General features: G+C 59.4%; 22 protein-coding genes and 2 tRNA genes. 15 read left to right on the top strand and 9 right to left on the bottom strand.

Annotated elements, in window-relative coordinates; genetic code table 11:
* The first annotated feature begins 167 nt into the window (after positions 1-167).
* A complete protein-coding gene (locus PO883_RS31900) occupies positions 168-590 on the top strand; it encodes a hypothetical protein (protein WP_289313360.1) in 423 nt (140 codons plus the stop codon).
* Positions 591-958: 368 nt separating this feature from the next.
* Here PO883_RS31900 and PO883_RS31895 read toward each other — a convergent pair whose 3' ends face one another.
* Positions 959-1,639: a class I SAM-dependent methyltransferase gene (locus tag PO883_RS31895; RefSeq protein ID WP_289313359.1), complete on the bottom strand. Its 681-nt coding sequence runs from the start codon at positions 1,637-1,639 to the stop codon at positions 959-961.
* 145 nt (positions 1,640-1,784) lie between these two features.
* On the opposite strand from PO883_RS31895, the gene PO883_RS31890 reads away from it, so the two are divergent.
* The gene (locus PO883_RS31890; protein ID WP_167086579.1) at positions 1,785-2,699 is read left to right on the top strand and encodes a patatin-like phospholipase family protein; all 915 of its coding nucleotides are present in this window, start codon (positions 1,785-1,787) and stop codon (positions 2,697-2,699) included.
* Between the two features lie 77 nt (positions 2,700-2,776).
* Positions 2,777-3,181, top strand: a complete 405-nt coding sequence (locus PO883_RS31885) for a heme-binding protein (protein WP_289313358.1) — start codon at positions 2,777-2,779, stop codon at positions 3,179-3,181.
* A gap of 48 nt (positions 3,182-3,229) precedes the next feature.
* Here PO883_RS31885 and PO883_RS31880 read toward each other — a convergent pair whose 3' ends face one another.
* Complete coding sequence (locus PO883_RS31880) at positions 3,230-4,183, bottom strand: hypothetical protein (protein ID WP_289313357.1); 954 nt, start codon at positions 4,181-4,183, stop codon at positions 3,230-3,232.
* A 30-nt stretch (positions 4,184-4,213) separates the two neighbouring features.
* The gene (locus PO883_RS31875) at positions 4,214-4,906 is read right to left on the bottom strand and encodes a hypothetical protein (protein ID WP_289313356.1); all 693 of its coding nucleotides are present in this window, start codon (positions 4,904-4,906) and stop codon (positions 4,214-4,216) included.
* Positions 4,907-5,211: 305 nt separating this feature from the next.
* Between PO883_RS31875 and PO883_RS31870 the strand changes: the two genes are divergently transcribed.
* Positions 5,212-5,688, top strand: coding sequence for a DUF1348 family protein (locus tag PO883_RS31870; RefSeq protein WP_289313355.1), 477 nt, complete (start codon positions 5,212-5,214; stop codon positions 5,686-5,688).
* 37 nt (positions 5,689-5,725) lie between these two features.
* Here PO883_RS31870 and PO883_RS31865 read toward each other — a convergent pair whose 3' ends face one another.
* Complete coding sequence (locus PO883_RS31865) at positions 5,726-6,139, bottom strand: hypothetical protein (RefSeq protein ID WP_289313354.1); 414 nt, start codon at positions 6,137-6,139, stop codon at positions 5,726-5,728.
* A 292-nt stretch (positions 6,140-6,431) separates the two neighbouring features.
* On the opposite strand from PO883_RS31865, the gene carA reads away from it, so the two are divergent.
* The 4 genes from carA (at position 6,432) to PO883_RS31845 (ending at position 11,881) form a co-directional block, all read left to right on the top strand.
* Positions 6,432-7,601 carry a glutamine-hydrolyzing carbamoyl-phosphate synthase small subunit gene (gene carA / locus PO883_RS31860; protein ID WP_289313353.1) on the top strand — a complete coding sequence of 390 codons (1,170 nt, stop codon included), beginning with the start codon at positions 6,432-6,434 and terminating at the stop codon, positions 7,599-7,601.
* A 10-nt stretch (positions 7,602-7,611) separates the two neighbouring features.
* Positions 7,612-10,842, top strand: a complete 3,231-nt coding sequence (gene carB / locus PO883_RS31855) for a carbamoyl-phosphate synthase large subunit (RefSeq protein WP_289313352.1) — start codon at positions 7,612-7,614, stop codon at positions 10,840-10,842.
* A gap of 98 nt (positions 10,843-10,940) precedes the next feature.
* The gene (gene greA / locus PO883_RS31850; protein ID WP_289313351.1) at positions 10,941-11,420 is read left to right on the top strand and encodes a transcription elongation factor GreA; all 480 of its coding nucleotides are present in this window, start codon (positions 10,941-10,943) and stop codon (positions 11,418-11,420) included.
* Positions 11,420-11,881 (top strand): DUF4149 domain-containing protein, encoded by a 462-nt coding sequence (locus PO883_RS31845; protein ID WP_289313350.1) that lies wholly within the window; start codon positions 11,420-11,422, stop codon positions 11,879-11,881. The genes greA and PO883_RS31845 overlap by 1 nt, the downstream gene beginning before the upstream one ends.
* Before the next feature lie 65 nt (positions 11,882-11,946).
* Here the strand turns inward: PO883_RS31845 and PO883_RS31840 are convergent, their stop codons facing one another.
* Positions 11,947-12,417: a YhbY family RNA-binding protein gene (locus PO883_RS31840; protein ID WP_167086588.1), complete on the bottom strand. Its 471-nt coding sequence runs from the start codon at positions 12,415-12,417 to the stop codon at positions 11,947-11,949.
* A 41-nt stretch (positions 12,418-12,458) separates the two neighbouring features.
* Between PO883_RS31840 and PO883_RS31835 the strand changes: the two genes are divergently transcribed.
* The 6 genes from PO883_RS31835 to PO883_RS31810 all read left to right on the top strand — a co-directional run bounded on the left by PO883_RS31835 (position 12,459) and on the right by PO883_RS31810 (position 17,914).
* Positions 12,459-13,145 carry an RlmE family RNA methyltransferase gene (locus PO883_RS31835; RefSeq protein ID WP_289313349.1) on the top strand — a complete coding sequence of 229 codons (687 nt, stop codon included), beginning with the start codon at positions 12,459-12,461 and terminating at the stop codon, positions 13,143-13,145.
* Positions 13,146-13,337: 192 nt separating this feature from the next.
* The gene (gene ftsH / locus PO883_RS31830) at positions 13,338-15,227 is read left to right on the top strand and encodes an ATP-dependent zinc metalloprotease FtsH (RefSeq protein WP_289313348.1); all 1,890 of its coding nucleotides are present in this window, start codon (positions 13,338-13,340) and stop codon (positions 15,225-15,227) included.
* 97 nt (positions 15,228-15,324) lie between these two features.
* The gene (gene folP / locus PO883_RS31825; protein ID WP_289313347.1) at positions 15,325-16,161 is read left to right on the top strand and encodes a dihydropteroate synthase; all 837 of its coding nucleotides are present in this window, start codon (positions 15,325-15,327) and stop codon (positions 16,159-16,161) included.
* 30 nt (positions 16,162-16,191) lie between these two features.
* Positions 16,192-17,529, top strand: coding sequence for a phosphoglucosamine mutase (gene glmM / locus PO883_RS31820; RefSeq protein WP_289313346.1), 1,338 nt, complete (start codon positions 16,192-16,194; stop codon positions 17,527-17,529).
* A 160-nt stretch (positions 17,530-17,689) separates the two neighbouring features.
* A tRNA-Pro gene (locus PO883_RS31815) sits at positions 17,690-17,766 on the top strand.
* A gap of 71 nt (positions 17,767-17,837) precedes the next feature.
* Positions 17,838-17,914 (top strand) — tRNA-Arg (locus tag PO883_RS31810).
* A 133-nt stretch (positions 17,915-18,047) separates the two neighbouring features.
* Here the strand turns inward: PO883_RS31810 and PO883_RS31805 are convergent.
* Positions 18,048-18,662, bottom strand: a complete 615-nt coding sequence (locus PO883_RS31805) for a DUF2971 domain-containing protein (protein ID WP_289313345.1) — start codon at positions 18,660-18,662, stop codon at positions 18,048-18,050.
* An 817-nt stretch (positions 18,663-19,479) separates the two neighbouring features.
* Positions 19,480-20,040 (bottom strand): recombinase family protein, encoded by a 561-nt coding sequence (locus PO883_RS31800; RefSeq protein WP_289313344.1) that lies wholly within the window; start codon positions 20,038-20,040, stop codon positions 19,480-19,482.
* Positions 20,041-20,266: 226 nt separating this feature from the next.
* Between PO883_RS31800 and PO883_RS31795 the strand changes: the two genes are divergently transcribed.
* Complete coding sequence (locus tag PO883_RS31795; RefSeq protein ID WP_289313343.1) at positions 20,267-20,950, top strand: DUF4145 domain-containing protein; 684 nt, start codon at positions 20,267-20,269, stop codon at positions 20,948-20,950.
* A gap of 436 nt (positions 20,951-21,386) precedes the next feature.
* Here the strand turns inward: PO883_RS31795 and PO883_RS31790 are convergent, their stop codons facing one another.
* Both PO883_RS31790 and PO883_RS31785 read right to left on the bottom strand, forming a co-directional pair.
* Positions 21,387-21,683, bottom strand: a complete 297-nt coding sequence (locus PO883_RS31790; protein WP_289313342.1) for a hypothetical protein — start codon at positions 21,681-21,683, stop codon at positions 21,387-21,389.
* Positions 21,684-21,807: 124 nt separating this feature from the next.
* Positions 21,808-22,028 (bottom strand): hypothetical protein (locus tag PO883_RS31785; RefSeq protein WP_289313341.1); only part of this gene is annotated, 221 nt, incomplete at its 5' end.

The following is a 22,028-nucleotide window of genomic DNA, read 5'->3' as shown; positions in this document are numbered from 1 at the left end:
CTGCGCCACCGCGAACGCATATGCAAAGTTGGACACGTAACGGCGACCGAAGTTCAGTTATGCTGAAGATCAGCGCTAATCACCTATTGAAATATACGCCTATTCCCAACAAGCCATTCGGTGGTAAGGTGGTTATACTGGGTCGCGGAGCGAAATAAGGAGTCGCAATGAAAAAAATGATCGTGGTTTTGCTTTTGAATTTTTGGCTAGCACTCATCCCAGCAATGGCATCTCCTCCTGTGGAGGTGTCAATTGTGCAATTAATTGCAGCTTCAGAGCGTTTTGACGGAAAACTGGTCAGTGTGGTAGGCTTTTTTCAAAACGAGATGGAAGCAACTGCAATCTATCTTCACCGGGAGGATGCGGTTCAAGGGATTCGTAAAAATGGAGTCTGGGTTGAACTTACTCCGCCACAAATACAATTGGCTAGTAGATTGAATAACGGCTATGTAAAGATAGAAGGAGTATTTAGTGCGAGTGATCATGGCCATTTTGGGCTTTGGTCCGGATCGATTAATGGTGTAAAAATAATATCTGGACGGGTTCCTCCTCCATCGAGAAAGAAGAAGAATTTGATGAGGATGAAATAAGCCGTGTTTGCTTTCCGGCCCTCCAGTGAAGAACCGGCCGCACGGGAAAGTGAGAAGGAAAAGAAGTGCAAAGCGGACTGGGAGAGGGAGTGTTATGCTTGCGAGCAATATTGGAACTTAGGGGGCGATGCCGTACGTGCGCAATCCTCCCAAGTTATATTTGAAGGAGGAGGCGCGGGTCGAGGCGTATTGACGCCCGCAGTCCTTCCGGGCTGCACAAAACGACGTTCAGCACCCTTAATACGGACGTGAAGCGGCTCCGCCTGGCACCAAAAAGCGCAACTGCCGGCATTGCGACCCGCGGTCACGCGAAATTTACCGTAGTTCGAGGTTCCCTACAGACGAGCAGCTGTCCCGTTGGATACCGGTCAGGAGGACGTTGACTCCACCGCGAAAATCGCCGTCACGCCTTCGACACCAAATTCGATCACCTTGAAATGCGCCCGCAGGTAATCTTCCAGCGCACGCGCATTGTCGCGCTGGTTGTTGAATACGCCTAACGCATTCATCAGCCACATGAAAGGCCGCGCCAGCAGGTTCTTGCGCACGCCTTCCGACAGCACCGTGGTGCCGAACAGGCGTCCGCCCGGCGCCAGCAGGGCCGCCAGATGGGTGAGGGCGATGCTTTTCTGGTCCAGGCTGCCCGGCACGCAGTGCAGCACATAATTGATGCTGATCGAATCGAAGGGCGCGACCGCGTGCTTCACCGGCTCCAGGATATTCTGCACATACGTTTCCGGCCGGTAGCGCGCCACCTTGGGCAGCGTCTTGGCCAGGCATTCGGCACTCAGGTCCATCAGCGCCAGGCGCGCCGCGGGCACCAGCGGCGCGCGCTTGAGCAGAAACCCGGTGCCGACCCCGACTTCCAGATGATTGGCGCTGATGTGCTTGCGGTAATGCGCATCGAGCCGGGCAATCGAGCATCCCCAGGCATATTTGGAAATCACGCCGTAGAGCAGCGCATCATAGAAAAACAGGCTCAGCTTGTTGAAGTATTGCTGCGAACGGACAATCTTGACGTGGGTGAGTTCGCTGTCGCTGCTGATCATTGCCGGCTTTCTTGGTTGGTATGAACAATTATGCCACTTTATCCATCCGGCAATCACTGCTGGCCCCAGCGCTGGCTTGCCTGGCGGCGGCCCCAGGTGACCGCGAGCAGGTACAATCGTGGTCTTCGCTTCTTTGACGACCACTATGTTCACCAAACGCCGTTCCCTGATTGCCCTCGCTGTGTTGCTCGCCGGCTGCGGCAGCAACCCCACCCCTCCCGCGGCCAAACCGGCCGCCGTGCTGCAACCGGCCGCCGCCGCGCTGCCCAAGAAGATCCGCATCGGCCTGGCCCTGGGTGGCGGCGCCGCGCGCGGTTTTGCCCATATCGGCGTGATCAAGGCGCTCGAAGCACAGGGTATCTATCCGGAAATCGTGGTCGGCACCAGCGCCGGCAGCGTGGTCGGTGCCATGTATGCGGCCGGCAACGATGGCTTCGCGCTGCAAAAGACCGCCATGGAGATGGATGAGGCCGAAATTTCCGACTGGGCCATGCCGCTGTTCGGTAAATCCTCGGGCGTGCTCAAGGGAGAAGCCTTGCAGAATTACGTGAACAAGGCCGTCAAGAACGTGCCGATCGAAAAGCTCAAGATCCAGTTCGGCGCCGTCGCGACCGACCTGAACAACGGCCAGCCGATCCTGTTCCGGCGCGGTAACACGGGGCAGGCGGTGCGTGCATCCTCGTCCGTGCCGAGCGTGTTCCAGCCGGTGCGCATCGGCGACCGTTCGTATGTCGATGGCGGCCTGGTGGCACCGGTGCCGGTGCGCTTCGTGCGTGAAATGGGCGCCGATTTCATTATCGCCGTCAATATTTCGAGCCAGACAGACGCCCAGGCGGCCGTCAGCTCGCTGGAAGTGCTGATGCAAACCTTCGCCATCATGGGTCAGCGCCTCAATCACTACGAGCTCAAGGATGCCGACATCGTCATCTCGCCGGCGCTGGCGAAGATGGGCAGCAATGACTTTGCCGGCCGCAATCGCGCCATCATGGCGGGCGAGCAGGCGGCCGCGGCGATGATGCCGCAGATCAAAGCCAAGCTCAAGGCGCTCCAGCACTCATAAGCGTTATAGCCGTTCCGATATCGGCAGCGCCTGCGTTTGCCGTAAAATCTGCCGCATCTATTTACCTGGGATTGAACATGCCATCGAAACCGTACCTGAACTTCGCCGACGTCCAAAAAATCGCTGCCGCCGCGCAAGCCGAAGCCATCGCCAACAACTGGGCGGTCACCATCGCCATCGTCGATGACGGTGGCCACCTGCTGTCGCTGCAACGCCTCGACGGCGCCGCGCCGCTGTCCTCGCACATCGCCCCATCCAAGGCCAAGACGGCGGCCCTGGGCCGGCGCGAGAGCAAGGTCTATGAAGACATCATCAATAACGGCCGCACGGCGTTCCTGACGGTGCCGTTCGTGGAAGGAATGCTGGAGGGTGGCGTGCCGGTGATCGTCGACGGTCACGTGATCGGCGCCGTGGGCGTGTCGGGCGTGAAGTCGGAGCAGGATGCGCAAATTGCCAAGGCCGGCATCGCCGCCCTGGCCTGAGAGGGCCGGTCCGCCAGTGCGCGCGGACCCTGGACCTGGCGCTGCCGCTTAGCCGGCAGGCGTGGCGGCGGGCGCGGCGGCAGCGCCGCAGGCCGCTTGCGCTTCCGCCTTGCGCGGCACCGCCATCAGATTGCCGCGCAGGGTGCGCAAGACCAGGTAGTCGCAGCTTTCGCTGACCAGCTGCGCGCGCTCCATGCGCTCGCTCGCGCCTTCGTTATAGCGCACGGTTTTGTACGGCAGCGCCGGCGCGGCGGGCGTCGCCATGTCCGCTAGCGCAATATCGAGCGCTTGCGCGTACATGCGCGCACTTTCCCACTTGAGCATGCCGGCATTGTCGCCGAGCCACACATCCGGCCCAGCTTCGCCACCGCGCTCAGGCGAGACGATGCGGATGATGGTCTCGTAGGGCGTGGCGCGGCCCGCCGTCTTGATCGAAATGGCGTTGTCGAGAATCAGCGCCTGGTGGTCTTGTGTCAGGTAAAACAGCGGCACGCTGTCGACCATGATGTCGCCCGGAGCGGGCGCGGCCGCCTGCGCGATGATCTGCTTGGCGCCGCCGCTCTTCATGTGCGTCAGCGAGGCTTGCATCAGTTCCTGGTGGTGATAGGCATCCAGCACGCCCTGGTAGGGGACGAGGACTTGGTCCGCCTTGGTGCGGATGCGTTCCTTTTCAGCGTCGCGCATGGTGCCCGACACGATGGCATGCGTGGCGACAGCGGCCAGCAGGCCGACCAGGCCGGGAGCGGGGTACATCACTGCGCCGCCGCCGGCCCCGCCAGCCTTGTCGAAATTGACCGCCCCATGAAACTCCACCTTGTCGGCGGCCGGAAGGCGCAGGCCCACGCGCTGCGCCGTCGCATCGCTTGCGGCCAGGCCGGCCTGGGCCGGCACTTCCCCGGCATGCACTGCTTGCCATGGCAGGGAAAGGCCCACGCCCGCGCACAGCACCAGGCAGGCGGAAACGAGGTGGGGGCGTGGCAGGCGGCGGGCGAAACGTATCATCGGGGCTGGTCTTTCAGAAAAGTGAATGGCTTAATTGGACAAGGGCTTGATGATCTGGTCCTTGGTCATTTCCAGCACCTGGAAATACGCATTCGACACGCCAGGGAAGGTCGGCGGTTCATCCCATTTACCATCGGCAGCCTTTTGCACGTTCAGCGGCACGTACCATTCGTAGGAATTGTCGGTCAGGTTGACGATGTAGGCGGCACCGGCGATTTTCGCTTTCGGGTCGCTGGTCGGGATGTACGATGCGAAGGTGCGCTCAACGCCAACCATGCTCAGGCTGATCACCAGCAGCTTGTCGATCTTGTGGCTGGCTTTCAGGCCGGACATGTCCTTGCGCGTGAATCCGGGAGCAGCCTTGCCATTGTCGGGCAGGGCGGAGAAATCGATTTTCTCGATCATGGTGACGTTGGCGCCGCGCTGCTTGAGGACGGTAGCAACCTGGGCTGGCAATTGCGGCAACTCTTCGTAAGGCAGCGTCTTGATGTGGCTGGTCAGGGATGAGTTCATGAGCGAGGCCGCAGCCATGCACAACAGGCAATCCGCGCCAGGAAACTGGGTATCGACCACCGGCAGTGCGGTCATGACGACGCCATAGTTGTTGGCGGGCGCAACGAAGGCTTGCGGGGCCAGGGCGACCGGCATTTGTGGCGGCGTCATGCAGCCGGTGAGGATGGCGAGGCAGGCGACCAGCGCGGCGGAGGAGAGACGTAAGTTCACGGAAGACCTATTATCAGAGCGGTAAATGAAAACAGGCCCGCTTCACCATGGTGATTTGGGCCTGCTGACGCGTTGCCCCGGCCGTAACGCGGCCGGCAGGACATGCATGTTTGATATTATAAGCCAACATAAATTGCCAAATGGAACTGTATTTATAAACTGTTGTTTTTGCTTGCTGACATATCAGCGGCGGGCATGGCTGTGCGCGCCCGCGAGGGCGCTGATCCGGTTTTTCGGTACTGCCTGATGCGGGTGATTACGCCGGCAATCGCGTATCTTGTCGTTTTGATTCGAGAAAGAGCCCCATGAGCGCTTCTGAACACCGCCCTCCATTGCCACCCTTTACGCACGACGCGGCCACCCTAAAAGTGCGCCTGGCCGAAGATGGCTGGAACTCGCGCGATCCGGCGCGCGTGGCGCTGGCCTACACCGCCGACAGCCGCTGGCGTAACCGCGCCGAATTCGTCACCGGTCGCGAGGCCATCGCCGGGCTGCTGACGCGCAAATGGGTGCGCGAGCTCGACTACCGGCTGATCAAGGAATTGTGGGCCTTCGGCGGTAACCGCATCGCCGTGCGCTTTGCCTGCGAGTGGCACGACGATGCCGGCAACTGGTTCCGCTCGTACGGCAATGAAAACCGGGAGTTCGACCAGCACGGCTTGATGGCGCTGCGCCATGCCAGCATCAACGACTTGCCGATCAGTGAGCGGGAGCGCAAGTTCCACTGGCCCCTGGGCCGCCGCCCGGACGATCATCCGGGACTGAGCGAGCTCGGTCTGTAAGTGCTGTTTTTTGTTTCAGCGCTCCGGCGGCGCCGGCTCAGGCGTGGATCAGCGGGCCTTGCGGCGCCGAATCGGCGGCGTTGGTGCGTTCCAGCCATTCCAGCAGCAGCGGCATGTCGCGCACCTCGATTTCCGGACCCTGGACGAAGCCGACCTGGGTCAGGTTGCTGGCGTCGCACACCAGCTTGTTGACAGTCGGTGAGAGCTCGACCATCCTCCCGTACGATTTCCACACCTTGCTTTCCCATTTATGCAGGGACGAATCGTTGAAACGGTTATTTTCGAAGTAGACGGTGACCGAGCCATCGCTGTTACCGAAGCCCACCATCCCCGAACCATTCTTGAGCATCTCCTTGACCGCATCGTCGGCGCTCACCTTGGGCACGAACACGGCTGCCCGCCCGCCCGGATTGGGGCGCTCCATCGGCGTATCTCTTCCAAACGTAGACATAATCACATTTCCTGGTAAATGTTTGCCTGAGGATGCTGTAACAAATGTATAGAGGACGGTGGGCGATGTCCAGCAAAAGCGCGAAAAGGGCCGTAATGAGGCTAGTCGGCGATTGCCGGAAAGGCCGGGTTGCGCTATAATTTGGAGGTTTAGCCATTCATACACCTACCGTAGCGACTACCCACCATCCCTCATTCAAAATGACACCATCCCCCTGAGCGCAAGCGCACCGGGAAACCATGGTCGTCGGTCTGACGTGGCGCAGCTACGGTAACTTTATCAGGAGTTGCCCTTGCCGCCATTTTTTTCTGGCCCCGCCGTTCCAGCCATCCTGGCCCTCGCCGATGGAACGATATTTAAAGGTTTTTCCATTGGCGCCGCCGGCCATACCACCGGGGAAGTCGTGTTCAACACGGCCATGACCGGTTACCAGGAAATCCTGACCGATCCAAGCTACTCGCGCCAGCTTGTCACGCTGACCTATCCGCACATCGGCAACACGGGCGTCAATCCGGAAGACGTCGAGGCAAGCAAGGTCCACGCCGCAGGGTTGATCATCCGTGACCTGCCGCTGCTGGCATCGAACTTCCGTTCGACCCAGTCGCTGTCCGATTACCTCAAGGCTGAAAACATCGTCGCCATCTCCGGCATCGATACCCGCAAGCTGACGCGCCTGCTGCGCGAAAAAGGCGCGCAGGGCGGCGCCATTTTGGTCGGCACCCAGGGTAACGAGCCTTCGCAGGTGCAGGCACTGGAACTGGCGCGCTCGTTCCCTGGCCTGGCCGGCATGGATCTGGCCAAGGTGGTCTCGACCACCGCCGCCTACGAGTTCACCGAAACCGAATGGAAGCTGGGCGTTGGCTACGGCAAGCTCGCCGACGCAAAATTCCACGTGGTCGCTTTCGACTTCGGCGTCAAGCGCAACATCCTGCGCATGCTGACCGAACGTGGCTGCAAGGTCACGGTGTTGCCGGCCCAGTCCAGCGCCGCCGCCGCGCTGGCGCTGAACCCGGACGGGATTTTCCTGGCCAACGGCCCGGGCGACCCGGAACCGTGCGACTACGCGATCGCCGCCAGCCGCGAGCTGATCGAGCGCGGCATCCCGACCTTCGGCATCTGCCTGGGTCACCAGATCATGGCGCTCGCTTCCGGCGCGCGCACGCTCAAGATGAAGTTCGGCCACCACGGCGCCAACCACCCGGTGCAGGATCTCGATTCGCGCAAGGTGATGATCACCTCGCAGAACCACGGTTTCGCGGTCGACGCGCAAACCCTGCCGGCCAACTGCCGCGTGACCCACGTGTCGCTGTTCGACGGCTCGCTGCAGGGCTTTGCCCGCACCGACAAGCCGGCCTTCTGCTTCCAGGGCCACCCTGAAGCCTCGCCGGGCCCGAACGACGTAGCTTACCTGTTTGACCGCTTCATCAGCTTGATGCAAGCCGCTGAGAAAAACGAATTGTAGAAAGAGCCCAATGCCAAAGCGTAGTGACATTAAAAGTATTCTGATTATTGGCGCAGGCCCGATCATCATCGGCCAGGCTTGCGAGTTCGATTATTCCGGCGCCCAGGCGTGCAAGGCGCTGCGCGAGGAGGGCTACAAGGTCATCCTCGTCAACAGCAATCCGGCCACCATCATGACCGACCCGGAAATGGCGGACGTGACCTACATCGAGCCGATCACCTGGAAAGTCGTCGAACGCATCATCGCCAAGGAACGCCCTGACGCGATCCTGCCGACCATGGGCGGCCAGACCGCGCTCAATTGCGCGCTCGACCTGCACAACAACGGCGTGCTGAAACAGTACAACGTTGAATTGATCGGCGCCTCGCCGGAAGCCATCGACAAGGCCGAAGACCGCTCCAAGTTCAAGCAGGCGATGACCAAGATCGGTCTCGGTTCGGCGCGTTCCGGCGTGGCGCACTCGATGGACGAATCGTGGGCGGTGCAGCGCGAAATGGGTTTCCCGACCATCATCCGTCCTTCGTTCACCATGGGCGGCACGGGCGGGGGCATCGCCTACAACGAAGAAGAATTCGAGACCATCTGCAAGCGCGGCCTGGAAGCGTCGCCGACCAAGGAACTGCTGATCGAAGAGTCCCTGATCGGCTGGAAAGAGTACGAGATGGAAGTGGTGCGCGACAAGGCGGACAACTGCATCATCATCTGCTCGATCGAAAACCTGGACGCCATGGGCGTGCACACCGGCGACTCGATCACCGTGGCGCCGGCGCAGACGCTGACCGACAAGGAATACCAGATCATGCGCAACGCCTCGCTCGCGGTGCTGCGCGAGATCGGCGTCGACACGGGCGGCTCGAACGTGCAGTTCGCGATCAACCCGGCTGACGGGCGCATGATCGTCATCGAAATGAATCCGCGCGTCTCGCGTTCGTCCGCGCTGGCCTCGAAAGCGACCGGTTTCCCGATCGCCAAGATCGCCGCCAAGCTGGCCGTGGGCTTCACGCTCGACGAACTGCGCAACGAAATCACCGGCGGCGCCACGCCAGCCTCGTTCGAGCCGTCGATCGACTACGTCGTGGTCAAGATCCCGCGCTTCACGTTCGAAAAATTCCCGGCTGCCGACCATCACCTGACCACCCAGATGAAGTCCGTCGGTGAAGTCATGGCGATTGGCCGCACCTTCCAGGAATCGTTCCAGAAGGCCCTGCGTGGCCTGGAAGTGGGCGTCGATGGCCTGAACGAGAAAACGCGCGACCGCGAAAAGATCGAAGAAGAACTGGGCGAACCGGGCCCGGACCGCATCTGGTACGTGGGCGACGCCTTTGCCCAGGGCTTCACGCTGGAAGAGGTGCACCAGCTGACCCACATCGATCCGTGGTTCCTGGTGCAGATCAAGGAAATCGTCGACATCGAACTGTGGCTCGATAACCAGACCCTGGAAGCGATCGACAAGCCGACCCTGTACAAGTTGAAGCAAAAAGGCTTCTCGGACCGCCGCCTGGCCTTCCTGCTGCACACCACCGACAAGGTCGTGCGCGAGACGCGCCATGCGATGGGCATCCGTCCGGTGTACAAGCGGGTCGACACCTGCGCGGCCGAATTTTCGACCGACACCGCGTACATGTACTCGACCTACGATGAAGAGTGCGAGTCCAACCCGAGCGACAAGAAGAAGATCATGGTGCTGGGCGGTGGCCCGAACCGCATCGGCCAGGGTATCGAATTCGATTACTGCTGCGTGCACGCGGCGCTGGCGATGCGCGAAGACGGCTACGAGACCATCATGGTCAACTGCAACCCTGAAACCGTGTCGACCGACTACGATACCTCGGACCGCCTGTACTTCGAATCGCTGACGCTGGAAGATGTGCTGGAAATCGTCGCCATCGAAAAACCGGTCGGCGTGATCGTGCAGTACGGCGGCCAGACGCCGTTGAAGCTCGCGCTCGACCTGGAAGCGAACGGCGTGCCGATCATCGGCACCTCGCCTGACATGATCGACGCGGCCGAAGATCGCGAACGCTTCCAGCAGATGCTGCAGAAAATGGGCTTGCGCCAGCCGCCTAACCGCACCGCGCGCACCGAGCCGGAAGCACTGGCGCTGGCGCAGGAAATCGGCTACCCGCTGGTGGTGCGTCCATCGTATGTGCTGGGCGGCCGGGCGATGGAAATCGTCCACGAGCAGCGCGACCTGGAACGCTACATGCGCGAAGCGGTCAAGGTATCGCACGATTCGCCGGTACTGCTGGACCGCTTCCTGAACGACGCGATCGAAGTCGACGTCGACTGCATCTCGGACGGCGTCACCACCTTCATCGGCGGCGTGATGGAACACATCGAGCAGGCTGGCGTGCACTCGGGCGACTCGGCCTGTTCGCTGCCGCCGTATTCGCTCTCGCAAGAGACCATCGATGAACTCAAGCGCCAGACCTCGCTGATGGCCAAGGGCTTGAACGTGGTCGGCCTGATGAACGTGCAGTTCGCGATCCAGAAGACCGATGTCGATGGCGTCCTGACGGACACCGTGTTCGTGCTGGAAGTGAACCCGCGCGCCTCGCGCACGGTGCCGTTCGTGTCCAAGGCCACCGGCCTGCAGCTGGCCAAGATCGCGGCGCGCTGCATGGTTGGCCAGACGCTCGAATCGCAGGGCATCACCAAGGAAGTCATCCCGCCGTTCTACAGCGTGAAGGAAGCCGTGTTCCCGTTCGTGAAATTCCCGGGCGTCGACACCATTCTCGGACCCGAGATGAAGTCCACCGGTGAAGTCATGGGCGTGGGCATGACCTTCGGCGAAGCCTTCGTCAAGTCGCAGATGGGTGCCGGCGTCAAGCTGCCTGAATCGGGCAAGGTATTCCTGTCGGTGAAGGGTTCGGACAAGCCGCGCGCGGTGAAAGTGGCGCGCGATTTGCATTCGATGGGCTTCCAGGTCGTGGCGACCAAGGGCACGGCGGCGGTGATCGCGGCGGCGGGCATTCCGTGCCAGGCCGTGAACAAGATGATCGAAGGCCGTCCGCACGTGGTCGACATGATCAAGAACCACGAGATCGCGCTGGTGATCAACACGGTCGAAGAAAAACGCAGTGCGATTGTCGACTCGCGCCAGATCCGGATTTCGGCTTTGGCCTCGCGCGTGACGACATACACTACAATAGCGGGTGCGGAGGCTGCGGTCGAAGGTATGCGTCATCTCGACGAGTTGCGCGTGTACGATTTACAAGGCCTTCATAAAACCTTAAACTAAGCAGCACGCAGTACCTCTTGACCACAGGGCGCGCGCCGGGAGCATTTTCCGGCGCGTGCCCTGTGGTTTTCACTTTTCAGTAGAAACGCGAATACGACATGAACACATCAGTTCCACTTACCAAATACGGCGCCGAACTGCTCAAGGACGAGCTGCACCAGCTCAAGACCAAAGAGCGCCGCATTGTGATCGACGCGATCGCCGAGGCGCGCTCGCATGGCGATTTGTCCGAGAACGCCGAATACGACGCCGCCAAGGAGCGCCAGGCATTCGTCGAAGGCCGCATTGCGGAGCTGGAAGGTAAATTGGGCGCCGCGCAGGTCATCGATCCGACCACCCTGGACGCCGAAGGGCGCGTGGTGTTCGCCGCGACCGTCGACCTGGAAGACCTGGACAACGGCACCAAGGTGACCTACCAGATCGTGGGCCTGGACGAAGCGGACCTCAAGCTCAATAAAGTGTCGGTCACCTCGCCGATCGCGCGCGCGCTGATTGGCAAGTACGCCGGCGACGTGGTCGAAGTGCAGGCGCCATCCGGCCCGCGCGAATACGAAATCCTCGAAGTCAAGTACATCTGATGCTGCTGGCGCGGGCCCGCCTGCTGCTCGTGACCGCGTGGGCGGGCAGCTTGTGGACGGTGGGTTACCTGGTGGCCCCGACCTTGTTCCGCACCCTGTCCGACAGTGTGCTGGCCGGGACCATTGCGGGCAGCATGTTCAGGAGCGAGGCGATGGTGTCGCTGGTGTGCGGCGTGGCTTTGCTGGTGCTGCTGGCGCTGGCGAAGGATGTCGACGCGCAGCGCAAGCGCTTGCTGATGCTGGTAGTGGCCGCGATGCTGGTGCTGCTGGCGGTCAGCAGCCTGGGATTGGGGCCGATGATGGCGGAGTTGAAAGAAGCTGCGCCGGGTGGCGTGATGGAAGCTGCCGCGCGCAAGCAATTCGGCATGCTGCACGGGATCTCGATGGTGTTGTATCTGATTCAGAGCGTGCTCGCTGCGGTGCTGGTGTTCAAGAACCCAGTCGCGCCGATAACGCGATAGTCATCGTTCCAGTTACCTCGTCGTTCCCGCCTGCGCGGAAACGACGTGGATTTGCAACGCGGGGATTATTTCCCCAGCGCGCCTTTCTTAGGGCTGGACTGGCGCGGCTTGGCGCGCTTGATGGAGCCGCCTTCCGTCACACGCTCATTACCCTTGATCATCACCTTGGTCACGGACGGACGCTTGGTACCGCTTGCGCTCGCTTTAACAATGGTAACTTCGCGCATTCCTTTACCCGACTTGCCGCTGCGTTCCTTTACCACTTCCACTTTGGGACGGTAAATGACCAGCAGTTTGCCGATGTGTTGTACCGGAGCCGCATCGAGCTCGGTACAAATGTTCTCGTAGATTTCTGAGCGCATGGCGCGATCGTCGCCGAACACGCGGACCTTGATCAGGCCGTGCGAGTCGAGGCTGGCCGAGATCTCTTTGATCACGGCTGGCGTCAGGCCCGCTTCGCCGATGATGACGACAGGCTTGAGCGCATGCGCTTCAGCGCGCAGTGCACTGCGCTCGACGGGGGTAAGTTTTTGCATAATATTTTTAGTTAATCCTTTAAAAGCAGTATTCTACGCGAATGGCAAAGAACAAATTAAACAAAAACTGGTTGCACGACCACATAAACGACCCCTACGTGAAGTTAGCGCAGAAAGAGGGTTACCGTGCACGCGCCGCCTACAAGCTCAAGGAAATCGACGAGAGCGAGAAGCTGATCAAATCCGGCCAGGTCATCGTCGACCTCGGCTGCACCCCGGGCAGCTGGGGCCAGTACGTGCGGCGCAAGCTGGCCGGCAAGGATGGCGGCGGCATCAACGGCACCATCATCGGCCTCGACATGCTGCCGATGGAGCCGATCGCCGACATGCACTTCATCCTGGGCGACTTCCGCGAGGCGCGCATCCTGCGCCAGCTCGACACCATCCTGGCTGGCCGCAAATGCGACCTGGTGCTGTCGGACATGGCACCGAACCTGTCGGGCATCCCCACGGCCGATTCGGCCCGCATGGAGCACCTGATCGACCTGGCCATCGAATTTTCGCAATACCACATGAAACCGTCCGGCGCCCTGGTCGTGAAATGCTTTAAAGACATGGGTTTCAGCCAGATCGTGGAGAAGTTCCGGGCCGAGTTCAAGGTGGTCAAGCAGATCAAGCCGAAGGCCAGCCGCGACAAATCGTCGGAAATTTTCCTCGTTGGCAAGGGCCTGAAAAATCCTACCGACAAGAATACCGCGCTGGAAGAAGAATCTCCCCTTGATATTTGACGGGTTTAGCCGCACATCAGCCAAGGAAAGCCGCAAAAGGCATGGAAATTGGGTAAGAATTGCCTAATGTTCATGGCTTTTCAGTAGTTTTTCAGCCCGGCAGCGGGGCGTGCGTGGCACCGCCTGCTTATTGCGAGTAAAATCGGCGTTCTAAAATTGGTAAAAAGATGCGCCTGCATCGAAGGAGTTTTCGTGAATAATATGTTTTCAAAATCCGCCATCTGGGTAGTCGTTGCCCTGCTGTTGTTCATGCTGTTCAGGCAGTTTGACAACCACAGCGCTGCCGGCGGCAGCAAGTCCATCCCTTATTCCGAACTGCTCGATGAGGTCAAGGCCCGCCGCATCAAGGATGTGGTCATCGAAGGGCAGAACATCACCGCGACGCGCTCGGACGACACCAAGGTGCGCGCCACTGCGTCCATGCTCGACCGCGGCCTGGTATCGGACTTGCGCGATGCGAATGTGCATTTCGACATCAAACCGCCTGAAGATCCATCGTTCCTGACCACCGTGTTCATTTCCTGGTTCCCGTTCCTGTTGCTGATCGGCGTCTGGGTGTTCTTCATGCGCCAGATGCAGGGCGGCGGCAAGGGCGGCGCTTTCTCGTTCGGCAAGTCCAAAGCCCGCATGATGGATGAAACCAACAACACCGTCACTTTCGCCGACGTTGCCGGTTGCGACGAAGCGAAAGAAGAAGTCAACGAGATCGTCGACTTCCTCAAGGACCCGACCAAGTTCCAGAAGCTGGGCGGACGCATCCCGCGCGGCGTGCTGATGGTCGGTCCTCCGGGTACCGGTAAAACCCTGCTGGCACGCGCCATTGCCGGCGAAGCCAAGGTCCCGTTCTTCTCGATTTCCGGTTCGGACTTCGTTGAAATGTTCGTCGGCGTGGGCGCGAGCCGCGTGCGCGACATGTTCGAGAACGCCAAGAAACACTCGCCTTGCATCATCTTCATCGACGAGATCGACGCGGTCGGACGTCACCGTGGCGCCGGCATGGGCGGCGGTAACGACGAGCGCGAACAGACCTTGAACCAGTTGCTGGTCGAGATGGATGGTTTTGAAGCGAGCTCCGGCGTGATCGTGGTGGCCGCCACCAACCGCGCCGATGTGCTCGACAAGGCGCTGCTGCGTCCGGGCCGTTTCGATCGCCAGGTCATGGTTGGCTTGCCGGACATCCGCGGCCGCGAACAGATTCTCAATGTGCACATGCGCAAGGTGCCTATCGGCGCCGACGTCAAGGCCGACATCCTGGCACGCGGTACGCCAGGCTTCTCGGGCGCCGACCTGGCCAACCTGGTCAACGAAGCAGCCCTGTTCGCCGCACGCCGCAGCAAGCGCCTGGTGGAAATGAGCGACTTCGAAGATGCCAAGGACAAGATCTACATGGGTCCCGAGCGTAAATCGATGGTCATGCGCGAAGAAGAGCGCCGCAACACCGCGTACCACGAGTCCGGCCACGCCGTTATTGCCAAGCTGTTGCCGAAGGCCGATCCGGTGCACAAGGTCACGATCATGCCGCGCGGTTATGCGCTGGGCCTGACCTGGCAGTTGCCTGAACATGACGTCCTGTCCGGCTACAAGGACAAGATGCTGGAAGAAATCTCGATCCTGTTCGGTGGCCGTATCGCCGAAGAATTGTTCGTCGGTCAAATGTCGACCGGCGCGTCGAACGACTTCTCGCGTGCCACCAAACTGGCGCGCTCGATGGTGACGCGTTTCGGCATGAGCGACAGCATGGGCGTGATGGTCTACGAGGATAGCGAAAACGAAGGTTTCTTCGGCGGCGCCACCAAGACCATTTCCGAGGCGACCCAGCAAAAGGTTGACGCGGAAATCCGTTCGATTCTCGACACGCAGTACGCGCTGTCGCGCCGCCTGCTGGAAGAGAACCGCGACAAGGTGGAAAAAATGACCCGCGCGCTGCTCGACTGGGAAACCATCGACGCCGACCAGATCAACGACATCATGGCCGGGCACGAACCGCGCGAGCCGAAGTCGGGCGTGTTGACCAAGCGCACGCCGCCTCCGGGCGACAGCGGGCCGGGTGGGGTTTCACCGAACGCGACAGCACCGGCGTAAATTTCTCCGGTTCTTGCAGGGTTGTATATAATGCCGTTCAGACAAGACTGAGCGGCATTTTTTATGGTCGATCAATTAACAATACGATGTAAACGGAATGCGACAATATTTTCAATGCGGCCGCTTTGGCTTCGACCTGGCGGCCAAACCCCTGGTCATGGGCATCCTCAACGTCACGCCTGACTCGTTTTCGGATGGCGGACGGTTCCTGTCGCTTGAGTTTGCACTCTCGCGCGCCGAGGAAATGGTGAGCGAAGGCGTGGACCTGATCGATATCGGCGGCGAATCGAGCCGCCCGGGCGCGCCCGGCCTGGCGCTCGACGAGGAATTGCGCCGGGTGATGCCGGTGCTGTACGTGCTGCGCGACCTCGGCAAACCCTTGTCGATCGATACCTACAAGCCCGAAGTGATGCGCGAAGCGATCCTGGCCGGGGTCGACATGATCAACGACATTAATGCGTTCCGGGCGCCCGGCGCGCTGGAGGCGGTGGCGGGCAGCGATTGCGCGCTATGCGTGATGCACATGCAGAGCACGCCGCAGACCATGCAGCAGGAGCCTGTCTACGGCGACGTCGTGCGCGAGGTCACCGATTTCCTGCGCGAACGGGTCGAGGCCATGCTGGCCATCGGCATCGAGCGCCAGCGCATCTGCATCGATCCGGGTTTTGGGTTCGGCAAGACGGTCGAGCACAACTATGCCTTGTTGCGCAATATCGGCAACATGCAGCGGGAACTGGGGCTGCCCGCGCTGGCGGGCGTGTCGCGCAAATCGATGATCGGCGCCGTGACCGGCAAGCCGGTCGAGCAGCGCCTGGCCGGCAGCCTCGCGGGCGCATTGGCTGCGGTGGCGCAGGGCGCGCGCATCGTGCGCGTTCATGATGTAACTGAAACGGTAGATGCACTCACAGTGTGGCAAGCTGCCACCCTTCATTAATTCATTAATTCACTGAGCAAAAGAGAAAACATGGCACGTAAATATTTCGGTACGGACGGTGTGCGCGGGCTGGTTGGCGTGGCGCCGATCACCCCTGATTTCGTGATGCGCCTTGGCTACGCCGCAGGTAAAGTCCTGGCGAAAACCAATGCCGCCTCCGGCCGCCCGACGGTCCTGATCGGCAAGGACACCCGTATTTCCGGTTACATGCTTGAATCGGCGCTGGAAGCGGGCTTCAATGCCGCCGGTGTGGACGTGATGCTGGCCGGCCCGATGCCGACCCCAGCGGTGGCCTACCTGACGCGCGCGCTGCGCCTGTCGGCCGGCGTGGTGATTTCCGCGTCGCACAACCCGTTCCAGGATAACGGCATCAAGTTCTTTTCCGAACATGGCACCAAGCTGCCGGACGCTGTCGAGCAAGAAATCGAAGCCATGATCGACCTGCCGATGGAATGCGTGCCGGCCGAAAAGCTGGGCCGCGCCAAGCGCCTGGAAGATGCCAAGGGCCGTTACATTGAATTTTGCAAGAGCACCTTCCCGAACGAGCTCGACCTGCGCGGCCTGCGCATCGTACTAGATTGCGCGCACGGTGCCGCGTACCACATCGCACCGCACGTGTTCCACGAGCTGGGCGCGGAAGTCATCGCCATCGGCAACAAGCCGAACGGCTTTAACATCAACGACGGCTTCGGCGCGACCGCACCGAAAGCCATGGCGGCGGCCGTGCTCGAACACCGCGCCGACCTCGGCATCGCGCTCGACGGCGACGCCGACCGCCTGGTCATGTGCGACGGCGCCGGCCGCATCTATAACGGCGACGAGCTGCTGTATGTGATGGTGCGCGACCGCATGATGACCGGCCCGGTTGCCGGCGCGGTGGGCACGCTGATGACGAACATGGCGCTGGAAGTGGCGTTCAAGGAACTCGGCATTGGTTTTGCGCGCGCCAAGGTGGGCGACCGCTACGTGCTGGAAGTGATGAAGGAAAACGGCTGGCTGTTCGGCGGCGAGGGTTCGGGCCACTTGCTGGCACTGGACAAGCACACCACCGGCGACGGTATCGTGTCCGCGTTGCAAGTGCTGTCGGCGCTCAAGCGCAGCGGCAAGAGCCTGGACAAGTGCTGCAAGGAACTGACCTTGTATCCGCAGACGCTGATCAACGTGCGCGTGCCGTCCGGCTTCGACTGGACCAAGCATCCCGACATGGTGGCTGAGAAGGAAGCGGTGGAAGCGGAACTGGGCGATACCGGCCGCGTGCTGATCCGCGCCTCCGGCACCGAGCCGCTGATCCGCGTGATGGTGGAAGCGAAGAGTGCGCAGGTTGCTGAATCGACCGCGCGCCGGATTGCCAACAAGGTTCCGGCGTAATCAGGCAGCAGCGAAGGGGGAGGGCGCGGCCGCGTGGATGGCCGCGCAGTTGAGCAGCGCGAGGGCATTGACGTAGAGTTTTCCGGGCTTCAACATTTCACGGAAAACTTCACGATGTGCCGTTGACGTTTGCGCGTCCCCCGACGTATAATAACGTCTTCGGAGTGTGGCGCAGTCCGGTAGCGCACCTGGTTTGGGACCAGGGGGTCCAAGGTTCGAATCCTTGTACTCCGACCAAGTTAAAAGACGGGCTGTCATTCATTTGACGGCCCGCTTTCATTTCCGCAGGGAGTCCTCCCCGCGACAGACTGCCCATAGCTCAGTTGGATAGAGCATCAGCCTTCTAAGCTGAGGGTCACAGGTTCGATTCCTGTTGGGCAGGCCAAAAGTAGCCCTAGAGCCGTATGGTTTTCTTTCAAATGCGCTTACTCTTGCCTCCTTGATTATTTCCTCGTAAATTTCCCAAGTAAGCGATAAGTAAGCACTACGATCCGTTCGGTATGGCTTTGAAAAGCGATCTAGCGGCGCTTCGGGCTTACGACGATCGGTACTACTGCTTTTTGCTGCACGATAGTGAAGGATTCAAAAGCAGCGCGAGTCTTGATGATCGTGACAGAGTGATCAACCGACCCGACCAATTTCCGGAATGACCCGACAGGAGCTTGGCAGCGCGCTCCGAGAATGATTTCTCGTAAGATCAATTCAGGGCCGAAGTCCATATAGTACTCACCATTGATAGGGTCTTTGTCGTGCAATCTAAGGATGAGCCGCCATTCCTCTTCATAGGCCCACTGTGCATACTTTATGTTCAACAACTGCTCAATGACCGGCTCGGTTAGTCCACCCGCTGGCTCGCCCATCTTGATCAAGTGTTCCAGCCGTTCCGGCTCGTAATTCATCGCTGTTGCAGCACCATCAGGCACGTCAAAACCGAGGCACACGCCTTTATGGTTCTCGCCGTAATGACCCCACATCAGCGGACTTTTCCAGTGCTTACCCATGCAGAGAACGCCGTACGAGTTGACAAGGTGTTGACGGAGTAGCTTGAACACATAGCGCTCGTGCTTGCCCTGTACTCGAACGCTCAACAATTCAAATGGATCGTTCAAGCGGTCGAACTGGTTTATTCGCATTCGTTTTTTCTGGCAGGATGTAGCGGGTTGCCGTGTCGAAGCTGGTCATGTAGTAGAGGCGCATTGATATCTCTGGAAGGATGGCTGCGTAAGGTCAGTGCGAACACTGAAAAGCTCTTGCGTACAAAAAAGCCACCCGAAGGTGGCTTTCCTCTTACTTACCGCGTGGGCTTCTTTGGCGGGGTAGGGAGGGGGATATGCTCGCGCTGTGACTCGCGGGGATTCTTTGCAGCTTCCCGTTGAGTGATGAACTGGCCGTCAACAGAGCTGCGATGGGCCACGCGACTTGGTGCTTTTGGTGTAGGCATGATGTTACTTTCTTGTGTCATTTAAACCCACCGCGTTCCACCTGAAGTTGTAACCAGACTTGCATAAAGATACGGTCTTGTTATAATCTCGGGCTGTGCTCGGACAAGTGGTAAGTAAAAATGCTTGTTACGATAACCAGTATTTACTAGATACTGGGGCTAAGCCGTCCGTGTCGTAATGACATCTGGGCGGCTGCGCCTATTCTACCACTGTTTAAATGCACAGTGCGTGAATTGCTGCAACCTCTTTTCTGCATCACGCCGTCCCACCGCATACCATGCCGTCCCACTGGCAAAAAAACCTCAAAAATAAATACGGAAAATTGTCTATCGATTGGCGTTTCGGACAGCCAGGAACAGGAGAGGTCGCATTCTGTGTTTAACAGCGCGGGATGGTTGCCGCAATGGGGCTGGGATGGGTCGAAATATCCGCTGGCGCGGCGCTGGCGCTGTGATGCGACTTGGCCCCGGCTTCTGGTAGTAACGCCGTGGCGGCGGCTGTAATCGCGTCAGGCAACGATGGATAGTATGGTGGCGCGGCTGATTTTATATTCACGGGCTAAGGCGCTGACTGACTCGTTCTTTTTGTAGGCTGCCCGGATGGCGTCCCGCTGCTCCGGCGTCGTCTTAGGGATGCGGCCCAGCGTCTTGCCTTCTGCTTTTGCACGGGCAAGGCCAGCATGGGTACGCTCTACCAACAAGTCTCTTTCCATCTCAGCGACGGCGGACAGCATCTTGAGCATCAGCTTACCGGCTGCGCTGGTCAGGTCAAGGTCGCCCAGTTGCAGGACAATCACCTTGATTTTGCGACCCCTCAAGAGGTTGATGGTAGCGCCTACGTCTTGTGCATCGCGTCCGATCCGGTCGAGCTTAGAGACTATGAGGGTTTCGCCGTTACGAATCTGGCCTAACAGGGCCATGAACTGTGGGCGCTGGCTGGCGCTGGTCTTGCCGCTGATGGTGTCGCTGTACCAGTAGTCGATGGTATGGCCTGCGGCTTCGATTTCCAGACGTTGGTTCTCGGTTGTCTGTTCTGCCGTACTGCATCGTCCGTATGCGAAGGTTGCCATGGTGTGTCTCCTGCCTGTTGGTAATGGGTGTTAGAATATCTCGTACTGTTGGGAATAGCAAGGGCTAATTTACTAACAGGGTTAAGGCGCATACTAACGGGGTGTTGGCAAACGGTCGTTTTCTAACACTGATTCCTTGTATCCCGGCAATCTTCAGTTGTAGTAGCATGTATGTGCCACCTCAACGACGGAGGTTGGTCAACATACTGCCGAGAGAACATGCACGATGAAAAAGACAAAAGCGCACTGCAATTCTTGCGGTGGAGTAAAGAACCACGAAGTTCTGCACTCGGAAACGAGTTCTTGGTCGGATGATGAGCATCAAATTAGTGGCTCGGACCAATTCGACACGTTGAAGTGCGGGGGGTGCGATGCAATTAAATTGCGCCACAAGTCGTCCTTTTCGGAGTCAGATGAAGATGAAGTAACCTACTTTCCTCCTGCGATTTTTCGGAAACCACCGGCATGGTTCGATAAATTGCGAAAAAAATTGAAGGGCAAAGACCGATTCGTGCACAGGCTTCTGAAAGAGGTTTATGTTGCCCTTCAGCATGACCTTCCTGCACTCGCGGTCATGGGTGTTCGAGCTTTATTAGAGGCGGTCATGATTTCAAAGGTAGGCGATCAAGGAACCTTTGCTCATAACATCGCGGAATTTGAGCGGCTTGGTTACGTAAGTCGGCTCGAACGCGCTCGCTTGGAAGCGATTTTGGAAGCTGGGCATGCCACAATCCACCGTGACTACGAACCTGAAACGGATGATGTAATCACGGCGCTAAATGTGGCAGAACAGATCGTGGAAACCGTCTACTTGCACGATGACGAGATTGCTGCACTTTCTGAGCGTGTTCCTCCGCGAGCACCCCGAGCCCCAAGAAACAAGAAGCCATCTAATCCGCCCGCAGCGTAGGATTGCCCACAATAGGGCCTGCGGCTTCGTTGGCGGGAGCGGAATCAGCCGCCTTGCAAGCAGCCACGGCGGCGAGGAACCGGCCCCGGTCAACAAGTGCTACATCGAACTGCGATAGCCCTTTGCTGGCAGGGTCGGGGGTGACAGCGAATGAATAATTCTTGCTGCTGAAATGGAATGGCACATAAATGCCATGGCGCATAAGCTCGATGCAGCGGAGCATTTCAGGCAGTGTCTTCAATGTACACCAGACCAAGCCCGCAGCGCAGTAGCGCGCAGCATCCTTGCCGGATGGGTTCCGCTTGAATACTACGAGATAGCGCTGGTAGCCGTGTTTGGCTTGGAGGGCGGCTACTTTGAACAGGCTGTGGTTCCACGCGGCGTCTCTAGCTAGGATTTGTCCTCGCTCGCTGTGTTCATACAGGGCTGTTGATAGCTACGACTCGCTGAGAGCGTCGCCACAGCGCCCGAACACTTGGCCGTAGGCGTGGCGCAGGGCTTCGGTACTTTCGGCCTTGGTTCGGTAGTGGTTGAGGACTCCGTTTTTCAGTTCAAGGAACGTGTAGCCGCCGCCCCGGTGGACTAGTGAGTCAGGCTTGCCCTCTAGCTCGGCGTCGGCTGCGTCGTAGTAGAACTCGGATAGGCGTGGCGCGAATGACTCGCAACTATGACCGCCAAGGCTGGCGATGAAGGGAGCGGCTTCGCGCTCGAAAGCTGATTTAAATTGGTACATGTATTTCCTTTCAGTGTCACTGCTGCGCATTATTAAGTAATAACTTGCACGCCGTGTGTGTTGTCCGTGTTGCCCTATGAGGGCGTCTGTGTTTTGTCCGTGTTTCGTCTGTGTTTCGTCTGTGTCAGAAGTCTGGTTTTGCCTCTAGAATGGCCTCCGCTTCCGCCTTAGACATGGAAGCCGGGAACCACCAGCGCAGCTGCGATGGCTTCGTAAGAATCTCCATTCGGTAGCCGCACGACTTCAATAGGTCGGCAGCAGCGGTATTGCCGGGCTTACCCATTTTCGCGCTGACGAATTCGGCTTGCAGCTCTTCCAGCTTCAGAATCTTAGTTGAGTGACGTT

It is taken from the genome of Massilia sp. DJPM01, from assembly GCF_030348125.1.
Lineage (GTDB): Bacteria > Pseudomonadota > Gammaproteobacteria > Burkholderiales > Burkholderiaceae_D > Telluria_A > Telluria_A frigida.
Note: the sequence above shows the minus strand (reverse complement) of the source record. Positions and strands in the feature narration are given on the sequence as shown.

Coding starts and splice junctions, on each gene's coding strand:
- glmM (WP_289313346.1), top strand. CDS start 16,192: ATGGCACGTAAATATTTCGGTACGGACGGTGTGCGCGGGCTGGTTGGC.
- PO883_RS31885 (WP_289313358.1), top strand. CDS start 2,777: ATGCCATCGAAACCGTACCTGAACTTCGCCGACGTCCAAAAAATCGCT.
- PO883_RS31845 (WP_289313350.1), top strand. CDS start 11,420: ATGCTGCTGGCGCGGGCCCGCCTGCTGCTCGTGACCGCGTGGGCGGGC.
- PO883_RS31900 (WP_289313360.1), top strand. CDS start 168: ATGAAAAAAATGATCGTGGTTTTGCTTTTGAATTTTTGGCTAGCACTC.
- PO883_RS31790 (WP_289313342.1), bottom strand. CDS start 21,683: ATGTACCAATTTAAATCAGCTTTCGAGCGCGAAGCCGCTCCCTTCATC.
- PO883_RS31895 (WP_289313359.1), bottom strand. CDS start 1,639: ATGATCAGCAGCGACAGCGAACTCACCCACGTCAAGATTGTCCGTTCG.
- PO883_RS31805 (WP_289313345.1), bottom strand. CDS start 18,662: ATGCGAATAAACCAGTTCGACCGCTTGAACGATCCATTTGAATTGTTG.
- PO883_RS31795 (WP_289313343.1), top strand. CDS start 20,267: ATGAAAAAGACAAAAGCGCACTGCAATTCTTGCGGTGGAGTAAAGAAC.
- PO883_RS31835 (WP_289313349.1), top strand. CDS start 12,459: ATGGCAAAGAACAAATTAAACAAAAACTGGTTGCACGACCACATAAAC.
- greA (WP_289313351.1), top strand. CDS start 10,941: ATGAACACATCAGTTCCACTTACCAAATACGGCGCCGAACTGCTCAAG.
- PO883_RS31870 (WP_289313355.1), top strand. CDS start 5,212: ATGAGCGCTTCTGAACACCGCCCTCCATTGCCACCCTTTACGCACGAC.
- PO883_RS31890 (WP_167086579.1), top strand. CDS start 1,785: ATGTTCACCAAACGCCGTTCCCTGATTGCCCTCGCTGTGTTGCTCGCC.
- PO883_RS31840 (WP_167086588.1), bottom strand. CDS start 12,417: ATGCAAAAACTTACCCCCGTCGAGCGCAGTGCACTGCGCGCTGAAGCG.
- carB (WP_289313352.1), top strand. CDS start 7,612: ATGCCAAAGCGTAGTGACATTAAAAGTATTCTGATTATTGGCGCAGGC.
- PO883_RS31800 (WP_289313344.1), bottom strand. CDS start 20,040: ATGGCAACCTTCGCATACGGACGATGCAGTACGGCAGAACAGACAACC.
- folP (WP_289313347.1), top strand. CDS start 15,325: ATGCGACAATATTTTCAATGCGGCCGCTTTGGCTTCGACCTGGCGGCC.
- PO883_RS31865 (WP_289313354.1), bottom strand. CDS start 6,139: ATGTCTACGTTTGGAAGAGATACGCCGATGGAGCGCCCCAATCCGGGC.
- PO883_RS31880 (WP_289313357.1), bottom strand. CDS start 4,183: ATGATACGTTTCGCCCGCCGCCTGCCACGCCCCCACCTCGTTTCCGCC.